Annotated in this window: 15 protein-coding genes; 10 read left to right on the top strand and 5 right to left on the bottom strand. The window is 59.1% G+C overall.

What is annotated here, in order from left to right; all coding sequences use genetic code 11:
- The first annotated feature begins 4 nt into the window (after positions 1-4).
- Positions 5-922, top strand: a complete 918-nt coding sequence (locus ABNT42_RS18395; protein ID WP_348699398.1) for a pseudouridine-5'-phosphate glycosidase — start codon at positions 5-7, stop codon at positions 920-922.
- Between the two features lie 16 nt (positions 923-938).
- Complete coding sequence (locus ABNT42_RS18390; protein ID WP_348699396.1) at positions 939-1,838, top strand: LysR family transcriptional regulator; 900 nt, start codon at positions 939-941, stop codon at positions 1,836-1,838.
- Here the strand turns inward: ABNT42_RS18390 and pcp are convergent.
- The 4 genes from pcp to ABNT42_RS18370 all read right to left on the bottom strand — a co-directional run bounded on the left by pcp (position 1,835) and on the right by ABNT42_RS18370 (position 6,666).
- Complete coding sequence (gene pcp / locus ABNT42_RS18385) at positions 1,835-2,485, bottom strand: pyroglutamyl-peptidase I (RefSeq protein ID WP_348699394.1); 651 nt, start codon at positions 2,483-2,485, stop codon at positions 1,835-1,837. The genes ABNT42_RS18390 and pcp overlap by 4 nt on opposite strands.
- Before the next feature lie 87 nt (positions 2,486-2,572).
- Positions 2,573-3,529 carry a DUF979 domain-containing protein gene (locus tag ABNT42_RS18380; RefSeq protein WP_348699392.1) on the bottom strand — a complete coding sequence of 319 codons (957 nt, stop codon included), beginning with the start codon at positions 3,527-3,529 and terminating at the stop codon, positions 2,573-2,575.
- Positions 3,526-4,233 carry a DUF969 domain-containing protein gene (locus tag ABNT42_RS18375; RefSeq protein WP_348699390.1) on the bottom strand — a complete coding sequence of 236 codons (708 nt, stop codon included), beginning with the start codon at positions 4,231-4,233 and terminating at the stop codon, positions 3,526-3,528. The genes ABNT42_RS18380 and ABNT42_RS18375 overlap by 4 nt, the downstream gene beginning before the upstream one ends.
- 111 nt (positions 4,234-4,344) lie before the next feature.
- Positions 4,345-6,666, bottom strand: a complete 2,322-nt coding sequence (locus tag ABNT42_RS18370; protein WP_348699388.1) for a TonB-dependent receptor — start codon at positions 6,664-6,666, stop codon at positions 4,345-4,347.
- Between the two features lie 240 nt (positions 6,667-6,906).
- On the opposite strand from ABNT42_RS18370, the gene ABNT42_RS18365 reads away from it, so the two are divergent.
- The 7 genes from ABNT42_RS18365 to ABNT42_RS18335 all read left to right on the top strand — a co-directional run bounded on the left by ABNT42_RS18365 (position 6,907) and on the right by ABNT42_RS18335 (position 13,179).
- Positions 6,907-7,248, top strand: a complete 342-nt coding sequence (locus ABNT42_RS18365) for a hypothetical protein (protein WP_348699386.1) — start codon at positions 6,907-6,909, stop codon at positions 7,246-7,248.
- Positions 7,245-8,240: a BMP family ABC transporter substrate-binding protein gene (locus ABNT42_RS18360; protein WP_348699384.1), complete on the top strand. Its 996-nt coding sequence runs from the start codon at positions 7,245-7,247 to the stop codon at positions 8,238-8,240. Before ABNT42_RS18365 ends, ABNT42_RS18360 begins: the two co-directional genes overlap by 4 nt.
- A 132-nt stretch (positions 8,241-8,372) precedes the next feature.
- On the top strand, positions 8,373-9,902 hold the full coding sequence (locus ABNT42_RS18355) for an ABC transporter ATP-binding protein (protein WP_348699382.1): 1,530 nt from the start codon (positions 8,373-8,375) through the stop codon (positions 9,900-9,902).
- A complete protein-coding gene (locus ABNT42_RS18350; RefSeq protein WP_348700124.1) occupies positions 9,896-10,975 on the top strand; it encodes an ABC transporter permease in 1,080 nt (359 codons plus the stop codon). Before ABNT42_RS18355 ends, ABNT42_RS18350 begins: the two co-directional genes overlap by 7 nt.
- A gap of 7 nt (positions 10,976-10,982) precedes the next feature.
- Complete coding sequence (locus tag ABNT42_RS18345; protein ID WP_348699380.1) at positions 10,983-11,954, top strand: ABC transporter permease; 972 nt, start codon at positions 10,983-10,985, stop codon at positions 11,952-11,954.
- Positions 11,955-12,104: 150 nt separating this feature from the next.
- Positions 12,105-12,611, top strand: a complete 507-nt coding sequence (locus tag ABNT42_RS18340; RefSeq protein ID WP_348699378.1) for an RDD family protein — start codon at positions 12,105-12,107, stop codon at positions 12,609-12,611.
- A gap of 109 nt (positions 12,612-12,720) precedes the next feature.
- The gene (locus ABNT42_RS18335; RefSeq protein ID WP_348699377.1) at positions 12,721-13,179 is read left to right on the top strand and encodes a hypothetical protein; all 459 of its coding nucleotides are present in this window, start codon (positions 12,721-12,723) and stop codon (positions 13,177-13,179) included.
- A gap of 183 nt (positions 13,180-13,362) precedes the next feature.
- On the opposite strand, the gene ABNT42_RS18330 is transcribed toward ABNT42_RS18335, so the two are convergent.
- Positions 13,363-13,755: a cytochrome c family protein gene (locus tag ABNT42_RS18330; protein ID WP_348699375.1), complete on the bottom strand. Its 393-nt coding sequence runs from the start codon at positions 13,753-13,755 to the stop codon at positions 13,363-13,365.
- A gap of 153 nt (positions 13,756-13,908) precedes the next feature.
- On the opposite strand from ABNT42_RS18330, the gene ABNT42_RS18325 reads away from it, so the two are divergent.
- Positions 13,909-14,814: a hypothetical protein gene (locus ABNT42_RS18325; protein WP_348699373.1), complete on the top strand. Its 906-nt coding sequence runs from the start codon at positions 13,909-13,911 to the stop codon at positions 14,812-14,814.
- Positions 14,815-14,816 lie beyond the last annotated feature (2 nt).

The following is a 14,816-nucleotide window of genomic DNA, read 5'->3' as shown; positions in this document are numbered from 1 at the left end:
CCCCATGCAGCAATTTCTCCTCTATTCGCCAGAAGTCGCCGCCGCCCGCGCCGCCGGTAAAGCCATCGTGGCACTGGAATCGACCATCATCTCGCACGGCATGCCGTATCCGCAGAACGTGCAGATGGCACGCGAAGTGGAACAGATCATCCGCGATGCGGGCGCCGTGCCCGCCACCATCGCCATCATGGACGGCAAGATCTGCGTCGGCCTGAACGAGCAGCAGCTGGAACTGCTGGGCACTTCGCCGGACGCCATGAAAGTCAGCCGGCGCGACCTGCCCTTCGTGCTGGCACAGCGCAAGCTAGGCGCCACCACCGTCGCCGCCACCATGATCTGCGCCGAACTGGCTGGCATCAGCGTGTTCGTCACGGGCGGCATAGGCGGCGTACACCGCGGCGCCGAGACCAGCTTCGACATCTCGGCCGACCTGCAGGAACTGGCACATACCTCCGTGGCGGTGGTCTGCGCGGGCGTCAAATCCATCCTCGATATCGGCCTCACGCTGGAATATCTGGAAACCTATGGTGTGCCCGTGGTGAGCGTGGGCCAGCGCGGCTTCCCCGCCTTCTTCACCCGCGAGAGCGGCTTCAATGCCGACTTCCAGCTCGATACGCCGGCCGAGCAGGCTGCCTTCATCCACACCAAGTGGCAACTGGGTCTGAAGGGCGGCGTCGTGGTCAGCAATCCCGTACCGGCGACCGAAGCCATGCCGAAAGCGGAGATCGACGCCATCACCGAACAGGCGTTGCAGGAAGCCGATGCACAGGGAATTACGGGCAAGCAGGTGACGCCGTTCCTGCTCAGCCGCATCAAGCAGCTGACCGATGGCCGCAGTCTCGCCACCAACATCGCACTGGTCAAGAACAATGCGCGCTGCGGCGCCGCACTGGCACTGGCCATGCACGCGCACCAGAACTGAAGCAGGCTCGCTCTCTATGTCGATCGATCTCAAGCAACTCAAGTACTTCCTCGCCGTGGCAGAAGAAAAAAGCTTCAGCCGCGCGGCCGAACGGCTGCACATTTCGCAGCCGCCACTGAGCCAGCAGATCATGAAGCTGGAGAGTGAACTGGGCGTAAAACTGTTTGCCCGTACCACCCGTACCTTCGAGCTGACGGTGGCCGGCAAAGCACTCATGCAGGAAGCTACCGACCTGCTGGCCAAGATGCGCATGACGGTCGACACTATCCGCCAGATCGACCGCGGCGAAGTGGGCCGGCTGCGCGTGGGCATCGTCGGCTCCGCCATGTGGGGGCCGATACCCAGCCTGCTGGAAGAATTCCAGACCAAGTATCCACGTGTGACGTGGACCATCCACGAACTGGGGCCTACCCTGCAGTATGAAGCGCTACGCGCCAAACAGGTGGATGTGGGCTTCTGGCGCGAACCGCGCCTCGATGAAGAAGATCTGAAGCGCGACAATCTGCGGCAGGAACTGTGCTTCCGCGAAGATGTGTGCGTGGCCCTCAACGAGCACCATCCGCTGGCCAAGGAAGAAGCCATCGAACTCAGCGACATCGCCGAAGAACCGATGCTGACACTGGCGCTCGACAAGTCATCGTTCCCGCGCTATCTGATCCAGTGCTGCGTCAAGGCGGGCTTCCAGCCGACGATTTTTCAGGAAGCTACCGAACCGCAGACCCTGCTGGCCATGGTGGGGGCAGGACTGGGCGTGGCGCTGATGCCGGAAACCACCAGCCGCATAGGCTGGCCGGGCGTGGTGTTCGTACCGATCCGCAGCAACCCACCTTCGGCCAATCTGTACATCACCTACACCACGTTAGACGACGCCCCCGTGGTGCGGGCCTTCCTGAACATCCTCAATCCACCGGCCTAGTGGGTCACGCCGCCGGCCTCGCGCATGTCGACGTCGTAGGCCAGCGTGGTGCGCACGGCGATGCGCAAGCCTTCTATCATGTCGTCCAGCTTCATGCTGGCCGCGCCCGGATGGGCCGCCGCCTGCTGCGGCAGATAGGGAATGTGGATAAAGCCGGCGCGCATGGTAGTACCCCACTCATGGGCCTGATGCATCAGACTATAGAACACGTGGTTACATACATAGGTGCCCGCCGTATGCGACACGGATGAAGGCAGCCCCGCTTCGCGGATCGCATGCACGATGGCCTTGATGGGCAGCGTGGAGAAGTAGGCCGCCGGACCATCCTTGACGATGGGTTGATCGACGATCTGGCGCTTCTTGTTATCGGCAATCGGCGCATCGTCGATGTTGATGGCGATGCGCTCGACCGACATATCGACCCGACCACCCGCCTGTCCGACACCGATCACGATACTCGGCTGCAGTTCCTCGATAGCGTGGTGCAGCATACGTGCCGAACTGCCGAACACGCACGGCAACTGGCGCGCATGGACCACGAAATCGCCTTCCCGCCAGCCCTGCAAAGCCCGCACGGCTTCCCACGAGGGATTGATCTTCTCCTGATTGAACGGTTCGAAGCCCGTCAATAATATTATTTTTTCCATCTTGCTCTACTCCGCGATATGCGGGGCGGCACTGACCTGCGCAGCACTCGCCCGATGCTGCGCTACTCTACTCCAATCCGGCGCCGTTCAGAGGTTCATCAGAAAATAAAGAAGTGCAATATTTGCAAGCAGCAGAGGCAATGCCGTGCCGATCTGCGCACGGATGACGGCATTCTTGTCGGGCAGTTCCAGCAGCGCCGCCGGCACGATGTTGAAGTTGGCCGCCATCGGTGTCATCAGCGTGCCACAGTAGGCACTGAACATGCCGATGGCTGCCATCACGGCCGGATTGGCGTGATACACGCCCACCAGCACAGGGATGCCGACCCCGCCCGCTATCACGGGGAAGGCAGCAAAGCCATTGCCCATGATGATGGTGAACAGCGCCATGCCGATACAGTACACGGCGACTGCCACCAGCCGGAAATCGAGGTTGATATACGACGTCACCACATGTGCCACTGCCTTGCCCATGCCCGCTTCCGTGAACAGCAGGCCCAGTACCGCCAGCATGTGCGGCAGCACCAGCGCCCAGCCCAGATGGTCCATCAGGCGGCGCGATTCGCGCAGCGCCTGCAGCGGCGTAGCGCGGGTCAGCCAGCAGGCTGTGGCCACGGCCAGCAGCGAACCGCAACCGAGGCTGACCAGTGTGAGATTCTTCGGATCGAGCAGCAGCGCGTCGCCTATTTGCACATCCTTCAATAGCGTCGAACCAATCATGGTGGTGACGGGAATCAGCAGCGCCGGTATCAGCAAGCGGTGCCCTAGTCGCTGCGCGCTGTCCTTGCGCTGCTCGGCCGTACGCTCCGTGTGACGACCCAGCGCCACGCCGCCGAAGCCGGCCAGCAGTGCCATCAGCACCATCATCAGCCCCGTTACAGCAGGCGGAATCTGCTCGCCGGCCAGATAGATGGCCGCATACAGCGCCCAAAACAGCGCGCTGCTATAGCGCTTCGGGTTAGCGCGATCAAGCAGCGCCATTACGGCGGCCGACAACAGCAGCAGGCCGACGATGATGATGAACCAGTCCAGTTTGACGATCATGGCTGGCCCTCCCCGCGCTGCATGGCACGGGCAATTTCGGCGTCGAGCCGGTGCAGCCGCCACGAGTGAATCAGGAAGGCGGTGATGGCGGTCGGGATGCCCCACATGGCGATATGCAGCGGATCGACTTCCAGCCCTTCGCCGCGCAGGATGGTCTGCATCAGCACGATGGCACCGAACGCGACGAACACGTCTTCGCCGAAGAACAGGCCGACGTTATCGGTGGCCGCCGCCATGGCGCGGATGCGGTGGCGCAGTTCGTCCGTCAGCGCCGGATAGCGCACTTCGGCCGCGCCCTGCGCCATCGGCGCGACCAGCGGGCGCACCATATTCGGATGACCACCGAGGCTGGTCAGGCCGAAGGCCGCGCTCAGTTCGCGGATGGCCAGATACACGATCAGCAAGCGCCCCGTGGTGGCGGAACGGATACGGGCGATGGAAGCCTGTGCATGCTCCTTCAGGCCGTAGCGCTCGAGCAGGCCGATGGCGGCCAGCGGCAGCAGCAGTATCAGTGGCAGGTTGCGCGTCTTGACGAAAGCTTTGCCTAAGGTCTCCAGCAACTGGTGTACCGGCATGGCAGCCGCCAGCCCTGTCACGGCGCAGGCGGCAATCACCACCAGTACCGGATGGGCGCGCAAGGCAAAGCCCAGAATGATGACGGCCACGCCTAACAGTGGCCACAGATTGACGACAGTTTGTTGCACGAGCGGCTCCCTGAATGGAAAAAATCCCCGCCACCTTGCGGTGAGCGGGGATCGCTAGCATAAGCCAGATTGCGGCCGGTTTAAAGCCGCAATGCAATATAGCTTCAGTGCTTAGAAATTGACCTTGAAGCTCGCACCGATAGTACGTGGTTCGTTCAGCATACCGGTCAGGTTGTCGAAGTCGATCGCGCCGATCAGCACACGTTTGTCGGTGATGTTACGGGCAAACGCTGCCACTTCGTAGTTGCTCCACTTGTAGCCTACGCGTGCGCCACCTTCCACCAGCGACTTGGCCTTGTATTCAGGCGCTTCGTACAGGAAGAAGTTGTAGCTGCTGCGATAGGTCCAGTCGGTGTAGGCATACAGCTCGCCATTGCCAACGTCGGTGCTGTACTTCAGGGTGAAGTTCAGCTGGGTCTTCGGAGCGCGTGGCAGCGGGTTACCATCGATCTTGGAGGTGCCAGCGAACGGACCTGCAGCATTGGTCGGGGTGCAACCGCTAGAGGCATTGTTGTTCACGTTACCGCAGTACTGCACGAACAGGTTCTTGTCCTTGATCTCGGTATCGTTGTAGCTACCGCCCAGCGTGGCGCTGAAGCCGTCGCCCAGATTGGCCTGGAAGTCCACTTCCAGACCCTGTGCAGTCACCTTGTCAGCGTTGATCAGCTGATTCATGTTGATGGCACCGCTGCCTGCCGTCAGTTGCTTGTCTTTGACGGTGTACTGGAAGACCGAAGCGCTCAGACGTGCGCGCTTGCCAAACAGATCCTGCTTGATACCCGCTTCATAGGACAGCGCTTTCTCGGCGTTGGCGAACGAAGGCTTGTCACCCAGACCGTTCAGACGACCCTGCATCGATGGCGCGCGGTAGCCGGTCGCGACGCGAGCAAACAGATTGGTGGTCTTGTCGAGTTCATAGGTGCCGCTCAGATCCCAGCTCACGTTGTGCGAGGTGCTGTTCAGATTGAACGGGCCCGAGCTCTTCGGTGGTTCCACGCGCAGCGCCGAGAAATCCTTCTTGTCGCTGGTGTAGCGCAGACCGCCGCGCACTTTGAACTGATCGCTGACGGTGTAGTTCAGCGAGCCGAAAGCGGCCCACGAATCGGACTTCTGGAACTGGCGTGCATACGCAGCATTTTGCGGATTGCCGGCAGTGAAGGAGTCAAAGCTGATACTGTCGATCTGGATGTTCTCGTTGAAGAAGAACAGACCACCGATCCACTGCAGCGGGCCTTTGTAATTGGACTCGGCACGCAGCTCCTGCGAGAACTGCTTGTGGTTAGGCAGCAGGTCGGCCGTCTCGACGGGGAATGGAATCACGCCCGGGCCACTGCCCTTGGCAGCGGTAGCAGGGCCGCAGAACAGCGTGCAGCCATAGCCGCCGTCCACGTCACCGCGGCTGTAGAAGTACAGCTTCTCGTAGCCGGTGATCGAGTGCAGGGTGATGTCATCCATGTTGTACTTCAGACGGATGCTGCCGCCCTTGGTGCTCAGACGCTGGGTGTTCTGGCCATCGGTCGGGTAGGAAGCGTAGTCAAAGCCCGGTACCAGATCGTTGGTGCCCTTTTTGATGATATTGGCACGGAACAGGGTGGCGCTACCGTGGTAGGCGCGTTCGTGGTAGTTGAACAGGGCGCTCATGTCCTTGTTCGGCTGTACCAGTGCCTGCAGGCGGAAGGCGTTGTCGCCATAGCCTTCGAAGTCCTTGGTGCCGGTGTTAGGCGTCGGGTTGGTGTTGTGTACACGGTTGTCGCGGTGCTGGGTGGTGCCCGAGAAGCGCAGTGCCACGGTATCGCTGACCGGGATGTTGAACATGCCTTCGCCCGTCTTGGACGAGTAGTTACCGATGCCCAGCGTCAGATAGCCTTCCTGCTTGAACACTGGCTTGGCCGAATCGAACTTGATCACACCGGCTGGCGAGTTACGGCCGAACAGCGTGCCTTGCGGGCCGCGCAGAACTTCCACCTGATCGACGTCGAATACCGGGAAGCCCTTCAACATGGCGTTTTCCTGCACGATGTCGTCCATGACCAGACCGACCGGCTGCGAAGCGTTCAGGTCGAAGTCGGTATTACCCAGACCGCGGATGTAGAAACGCGGGAAGGTACGGCCATAGTCCGATTCCACGTTGACCGATGGCGAACGGCCGGCCAGGAAGCGGATGTCGGCGGCGCCCGAAGTCAGCACGTCCAGCTTGTCGCCTTTCAGGGTAGCGATCGACATCGGTACGTCTTTGATGTTTTCAGCGCGGCGCTGAGCCGTCACGATCACAGTTTCCAGTTGGCCCTTGGTGGCCGAGTCTGCGCTACTGGCCGCAGCCTGATCGGCCGCTTCCGTGCCTTCGGCAGCATATGCGCCGTGCAGCGGGAAAGCACTCGCCACAGCCAGCGCGATCAGCGTACGGGCGGCGAAAACACTATTTTTTTTGTTCATCGGTGTGACTCCTTCAAGTGTGTGTACTGGCATTTATATGCAAGTTGCCAGCCACTCTAGCACGGAAAAAAATGTCATAAATCTACTTTTCGGCCGCCCAGATTCATATCAAAAAAATATAAATAAGCAAGAAAAAATGAATTTGTCGTACATATCGCCCCTCATGCATAGTTACGGATGGTCGTAAAATCAGGCAGTTAGCGGGGCTGGGGTAGCGTTTCCATAGTGAAGAAAAGCAGCATGGACAGCGCAGCAAAATTAGCCGAATGGCATGAAATTTGTCCGCACGGACAAAAAAGCAACAACTTAAAAAATTTTAATTTGGCGCCGATTGTTGCTGCAATGCGACAAAAGCGACCGATCAGCGGGAATTGCAAGCAAGAAATATTTGAAATTGACGGAAAACGTGGGGTGAAAAATTGTCGAGCATGCAATGAAGCGGATCGACGATCAGCGCACGAAGGGCACTGTTGCGGGGCAAACGGCGAAAAATCGGTCATTTGCTGCGATAAACCGGCACCAAATCACATGTTTCGTCAAATAAAAATATACAATATCGATCTTCCAGGAGCCCATATATGAAACTTTCACAACTCGGTTTGACCGTGGCCACACTGTTCGTTGCTGCCAGCGCGTCCGCAGCAGATCCTAAGCTGGGCATCGTGTATGACGCCGGCGGCAAGTTCGATAAATCGTTCAACCAGTCCGCCTTTGAAGGCGCTACGCGCTTCACCAAGGAAACCAATATCAAATTCATCGAGGTGCAGGCCTCCAGCGATACGCAAGCCGAACAGGTGCTGCGTGGTCTGGCGCGCAAAAACCTCGACATGATCGCTTCCATCGGCTTTGCCCAGCAGGCCGCCGTGCAGAAGGTCGCCAAGGAATTCCCGAAAGTCCGCTTCGTGCTGATCGACGGCGTGGCGCAAGGCGCCAACGTGGAATCCATCACCTTCAAGGAAGAAGAAGGCTCGTATCTGGTAGGCGTGGCGGCGGCCATGGCGTCCAAATCCAAGAAAATCGGCTTCGTCGGCGGCGTGGATATTCCGCTGATCCGCACCTTCGCCTGCGGCTATGCGCAGGGCGCCAAAGCCGTCAACGCCAAAGTGGACGTGACCTCGAATATGGTGGGCACCAGCGCCCAGGCCTGGAACGATCCGGGCAAAGGCGGCGAACTGGCACGCTCGCAGTTTGACCGCGGCGTGGACGTGGTGTTCGCCGTAGCCGGCGGTTCCGGTCTGGGCACCCTGCAGACCGCCAAGGAAAAAGGCAAGCTGGCCATCGGTGTGGACTCCAACCAGAACAGCCTGTATCCGGGCACCATGCTGACCTCCATGGTCAAGCACGTGGACGTCGCCGTATATGACGCTTTCATGCAGATGAAGAACGGTACGTGGAAAGCCGGTGTCAGCGCCAAGGGCCTGAAAGAAGGCGGCGTGGACTGGGCGCTGGATGAACACAACCGCAAGCTGATTACGCCGGAAATCGAAAAGCGCGTGCTGGGTGCACGCAAGGACATCATCGACGGCAAAGTCAAAGTGATCGATATCCGTTCGGGCGCATCCTGCCCGGTATAACCCTCGTCTGACATGAAGCGCGCCGCCGGAGAAGTTCTCCGCTCGGCGCGTTTTACCGTTTAGCGTTTTAGCTTTTTAGCGTTTTAGCTTTTTAGCGTTTTAGCTTTTTACATAACCCCCGAAAACCATCCTATGCAGCCAGCAGTAGAATTTCGCGGCATCTCCAAGCACTTCGGAGCGGTCAAAGCGAACACGGACGTTAGCTTCACCATCGCCAAGGGTTCCATCCATGGTCTGGTAGGCGAGAACGGCGCCGGCAAATCGACTCTGATGAGCATCCTGTACGGCTACTACCGTGCCGACAGTGGCGACATCCTGCTCGACGGTCAGGTGCGCCGCATCCACAACAGCCAGGAGGCCATCAGCCTCGGGATCGGCATGGTGCACCAGCACTTCATGCTGGTCGAGAACATGACGGTGCTCGACAACGTCATGCTGGGTACAGAAGGCGGCTTCCAGCTGAATAAGCACCGCGCCCGTGTGGAGCAGGAACTGCGCGAGATCTGCCAGCGCTACCGGCTCGATGTCGATCCGCTGGCCACCATCCACGATCTGTCCGTGGGTGCGCAGCAGCGCGTGGAAATTCTCAAGCAAATCTACCGCAGCGCCAACATCCTGATTCTGGATGAGCCGACGGCCGTGCTGACGGCGCAGGAAACTGCCTCGCTGTTCGAAATTCTGCGCCTGTTCAAGGAGCAGGGTAAGACCATCATTCTGATCACCCACAAGCTGCAGGAAATTCTCGACATCACCGATACCGTGACAGTGATGCGGGGCGGCCGCGTAATCGGCGCCGTGCCGACTGCCGGCACCACCAAAGAGGATCTGGCCAACATGATGGTGGGCCGTCCGATCGAAAACAATCTGCCGCGCCAGCCCTACAATCCCGGTGCGCCCGTGCTGCAGGTGCAGAACCTGCAACTACTGGACGATCAGGGCGTGAAGCTGCTGGCCGATATCGGCTTTACGCTGCGTGCCGGCGAAATCGTCGCCATCGCCGGTGTTTCGGGCAATGGCCAGAGCGAACTGATGGAAATCCTGTCCGGCATGCGTCTGCCCTCTTCCGGCCAGCTGGACTTGCTGGGCCAGCCGCTGCCGTTTGCAGGCCGCAGCAATGCCGACGGCCTGCCGCGCACCTTCCGCGATCTGGGCATTGCCCACGTACCGGAAGACCGTCTGCGCGATGGCGTGATCAAAGCCTTCTCGGTCATGCACAACACCATTTTCGGCTATCAGGACCAGCTGAAGAACCGCTGGGGCCTGCTCAACTTCAAAGCCATCGCAGCGCGCTGCGCCGAGCTGATGAAAAACTTCGACGTGCGTCCGAATAACCACGACCTGCGTATCGGCCTGCTGTCGGGCGGTAACCAGCAGAAGGTAGTGATTGCGCGCGAAGTGCTGGCCCAGCCCAAGCTGATGCTGGTCGGCCAGCCTACCCGCGGGGTCGACATCGGCACCATCGAAAGCATCCACACCCAACTGCTGAAACTGCGCGATCAAGGCGTGGCCATCCTGCTGGTGTCGGTGGAGCTGGAAGAAGTGCGTGCACTGGCGGACCGCATCCTCGTCATGTGCGGCGGCCGCATCACGGGCGAACTGAAAATTGAAGAATTCGATACCACCCGCATCGGTCTGCTGATGGGGGGCGAGCACAAATCATGAATAAAGACTTGCCACGCTGGGCCACTGCCTTCGTCATGCCCTTACTGAATCTGCTGTCGGCACTGCTGGTGACGGCACTGGTGATCCACATGCTGGGCGAAAGCCCGACTGAATCGCTGCAGATCCTGATCAATAGCGCCGTCATCAATCCGGAAGGCCTGAGCTATACGCTGTTCTACGCTTCCACCTTTATCTTCACCGGTCTGGCCGTGTCGATCGCCATGCAGGCCGGCCTGTTCAACATCGGTGCCGAAGGCCAGATGTATATCGGCGGTCTGGGTCTGGCCTGGGCCATGCTCGCCTTCGACAGCTCGCTGCCGGGCTGGATGCTGATACCGCTGGGCGTACTCAGTGCTGCCGTATTCGGCGCCCTGTGGTCCTTCCTGCCCGGCTATCTGCAGGCCAAACGGGGCAGCCACGTGGTGGTGACCACCATCATGTTCAACTTCATCGCGTCCCAGCTGATGAACTTCCTGATCGTGAAGTACATGATTCCGGTCGGCGAACAGAATCCTGCCAGCCGCGCCTTCGCTGCGGCGGCCGAGATGCCGCGTCTGAACCAGTGGTTCCCCGTGCTGGGCGAAACCCCGCTGAATATCAGCTTCTTCCTCGCTATTCTGGCGTTGCTGGTGTATGGCGTGGTGGTCAGCCGTTCGGCGTGGGGCTTCAAGCTGCGCGCCACCGGCCTCAATCCGCATGCGGCCCACTACGCCGGCATCCGCATCAGCAAGATGATCATCGTCGTCATGCTGATTTCGGGCGCACTGGCCGGCCTCGGCTCGGTCAACTCCATCATGGGTTCTACCCACTACCTGTCGCTCAATTTCGTTGGCGGCGCCGGCTTTATCGGCATCGCGATTGCGCTGATGGGGCGCCAGCATCCGGTCGGCATTTTCCTCTCGGCCGTGCTGTTCGGCGCGCTCACGCAGGGCGGCTTCGACCTGTCGCTGGAAAAGCAGAACATCCCGCCCGAGATGGTGATACTGGTGCAGGGCCTGATCATTCTGTTCTGCGGTGCCATGGAAAACCTGTATGGTCCGGCCATCGCCAAAATGCTGAAACTGAAGAAGTGAGAACGATATGACTTTTGATGATCTCCATATCGGCAGTATCCTCGTCTCCACCGTGCGCAATGCGCCCGTGCTGATTTTCGCCGGCATGGCCGGCCTGTTTGCCGAACGCTCGGGCGTGATCGACATCGGCCTCGAAGGCAAGATACTGGCCAGCGCTTTCGTTAGCGCGGCAGTGGCCTTCCTGACCCAGAACCCTTGGTACGGTGTCGCTGCGGGCACACTGGTATCGCTGCTGCTGGCCACCCTGCAAGGCTATGTGGCGATTACCCAGAAAGGCAACCAGCTGGTAGCCGGCATCGCCATCAACATCGCCATGAGCGGCCTGACTTTCGTAGTAGCCCAGTACCTGTTCCAGCAAGGCGGCCGCACCCCCGATCTGGGTCAGGCGCGGCTGTTCGATGTGGTACTGCCCGGTACTGCGGCGGTCGAACATATCCCCTTCATCGGCTGGCTGTACGCCCACCTGATCGGCGGCCATTCGGTGCTGGTGTATCTGGCGTTTGCACTGGTGCCGCTGGTGCACTGGGTGGTCTACCACAGCCGCTTTGGCCTACGTTTGCGCGCCTGCGGCGAGAATCCGCATGCAGCCGATGCGGCCGGTATCAACGTCGAGCGCCAGCGCTACATGGCCATGCTGATCGCCGGTATCCTGTGCTCGTTCTCGGGTGCCTACCTGTCGGTGGTGCAGAGCGGCTTCTTCCTGCGCGATATGTCGGCCGGTGCCGGCTATCTGGCCCTGACGGCCATGGTGTTCGGTAACTGGCGTCCGCTGCACACCTTCCTCGGCTGCCTGATGTTCGGCTTCTTCGGCGCCGTGCAGATCCAGATCGAAGGCGTGGAGCTGCCCGTCATCGGCCGCATACCCGGCTCGCTGATCCAGATGATTCCTTACGTCGTCACGGTGATCGTGCTGGCCGGCCTGATGGCCAAATCGGTGGCGCCGAAAGCCCTCGGCACGCCATTCGTCAAATCGCGCTAAGCCGCATCAGACTCCTGCTAGGGGAGGCAGTCCTGCCTCCCCTAGCTCTCATAAGTAACTTATTTCACTGCGAACGTTACAAAGCGCGTAATTTTGACAGCGTGCGTCTGGCATGATGCTACAAACTGTAGAACACGCCTAAGGCCCATTTTGACTACCATTGATTACGACTATGCGCGACCTGCCACTATCGACGCAGTGACATCTGGTCGATTATCTTCGCCCGCAAAACGGCTATTTGCCTCGCTGATTGATTCCTTCCTCAGCGCCGCCATCGTCACCGCTATTTACTACTGCTTTGCCGGTGGCTTAACGGCAGTGCTCGCCATGCAAAAAACCTTCTCGCCACTACAGAACCTGGTGGACACGCTGATCGGTTTCGCATTATTCCTGCTATTGCATGGCTACCTGCTCGCCCAGCGAGGGCAGACTATAGGCAAGTGGGTATGCGGTATCCGCGTAGTCCGCACGGATCTCAGCAAGGTGAGTTTGCAGCGCATTATCATGCTGCGCGAAATGCCCCTGTTTGTAATAGCCGCGATACCGCTGCCTTATGTGTCCGCAGCGCTGTTGCTGCTCGACGCAGTATTCATCTTCCGCTCTTCGCGCCAGTGTCTGCACGACCAGGTCGCCGATACGGTGGTCGTCAACGTTTAGCTTACCTAAAGGATTTGTTAGGCACGTAAAAAGCTATGGAGTCGGTGGCTCGAAACGGCCACTAGCAGACACAGCATTAATGTCCGTTATGAAATCTAGGCATCTATATTTGGCAGCAATTCTTGCTGTCCTATTACAGCCATTGATTGGGTTGGTGACCTTTTTTCCTTTATGGATTGACGGTTTCCCTTCGCTTGACGTTTTAGCCTTTTATTCTCTGATTGTCATAACTGTATCGGGTTTAGTAGTCTTTTTGCTCGGAATACCTTGCTTCTCTATCCTTCACAAGACGCAGAAATTAGGATTTCTGAGCCTGAGTGCGTCCGGCATTTTCTTAGCCATGCTCCCTTATCTTGTAATTGGCCGTCCTCAATATCTAGATGGCTACACGGCAATGGGCCAATGGCATGGACAGGCACTGAAGTTTTATGAGAACGGTCAGCCAATGGTGTTGGCTTGGCTGAGTTATGCTGAGGTAGCGCTGGGTTTTGGCATTCACGGATTCTTGGGAAGCCTAGTTTTTTATGCCTTTTGGCGCAGGTTTAACATACCGGCTTTTTCAATTTAAGACGAACGTCCGAGATGAGGCGGAAACCGCCGGTCAAGCAGGATGGGCTTCTTCGCCGACCTCCGATCATGACGGTCGTCGATGCGATTCGATGACGACACGCAGACAATCAGATGGCGACACTAAATGAGAACGCGAGACGGCAACTGATGCGCAGCCCTGGCGCTATCAATGAAAATTGCCTCAGTGCGCGCTCGCTTTCAGGTAAGCCAGCAAATCTGCAATCTTCCGCTCATCACTAATTCCCCAGAAACGCATCCGCGTTCCCGGTACCACATCATCCGGGGCGCGGATAAACGCTGCCAGCGTGGCTTCGCTCCAGACGATGCCGGACTTCTGCATCGCATCCGAGTAATGGTAATCACTGGTGCTACCGGCTTTGCGGCCGATCACGCCCGTTAGTTGCGGGCCGAATCCCGCGCGCGCACGCGGCCCTACCTGATGGCAGGAGGCACACAATTTGAACACAGCCTGTCCGGCCTGTGGATTGCCCACCAGAGGCGCCGCACCGCCAGCACAGGGCGACAACGCCAGCAGCAGCGGCCAGCCATGCCTCCAATTGTTTAGCTTCAGCATAGATTCCCGTGTAGTGGATGAATTGCGCTATTGTGCCAGAGGCCTGCGGAGGCCAGCCGATAGACGGCGCCGAAAAAGTCTAGAGCTAGCGTTAAAGTAGGCTACACTTTGAAGCTTGCAAATTTAAAGTTATAGGAACTGGCGATACGCACTATGGCACACACGCGGCATTACCGACGGCTAGGCTGGATTGCGCTGCTGCTGTGTACACTGGCCGGCGCGGTATCGGCCAGTGCCAGTACCCGGCTGACCTACCCGCTCAGTAGCGACGGCGTCGACAGCCGTTACGACTATGACTGGGCCGTGCTGCAGACGGCGATGGAAAAGACCATCGCTACCTATGGCCCCTACCGCCAGCATCAGTCTGAAGTCGCCATGTCGCCACAGCGGGTGCTGCAGGAAATGGATGCAGCGCAGGGCCGCATCAATGTATTTGTACGCGCCACTTCGCCGCAACTGGAACAACGCTTTCTGCCCATCCGCCTGCCGGTAGACCGTGGTCTGCTAGGCTACCGCCTGCTGCTGATCCGCTCAGCCGATCAGGCACGCTTTGCCCGTGTGCGTACGCTGAACGATTTGCGTCAGCTACGCGCCGGCCTGGGCCGGGACTGGGCCGATGTCAGCATCTTCAAAGCAGCTGGTGTCCCCGTGGTCGAGGGTAGTTACTACGAAGGTCTGTTCGGCATGCTGGAGGTAGGCCGCTTCGATTTCTATTCGCGCTCAGCCGACGAAGCGCTGCGCGAATTCGACGAGCGCCACAGCAGCCATCCGCAGATCGCTATCGAATCAACGCTGCTGCTGCACTACCCGCTGCCACGCTACTTCTTTGTGCGGCGCGATGCGGAAGGCCAGCAGCTGGCGCGCCGGATTGCCGCCGGCATGGAGATCATGCTGAAAGATGGCAGCTTGAATACCCTGTTCCAGCAGCATAAAGGCAAGTTAATAAAGAAAACGGCGCTATTCAAGCGCCGTCTGATCAAACTGCCCAATCCCGATCTATCGCCGCAGACGCCGCTGGCCCGTAGCGAATGGTGGATCAACCCGCTCACCGGCCAGTAGCA

This window comes from Duganella fentianensis (assembly GCF_964031615.1).
Classification (GTDB): domain Bacteria; phylum Pseudomonadota; class Gammaproteobacteria; order Burkholderiales; family Burkholderiaceae_D; genus Rugamonas; species Rugamonas fentianensis_A.
This window is presented reverse-complemented; position numbering and strand designations above follow the sequence as displayed.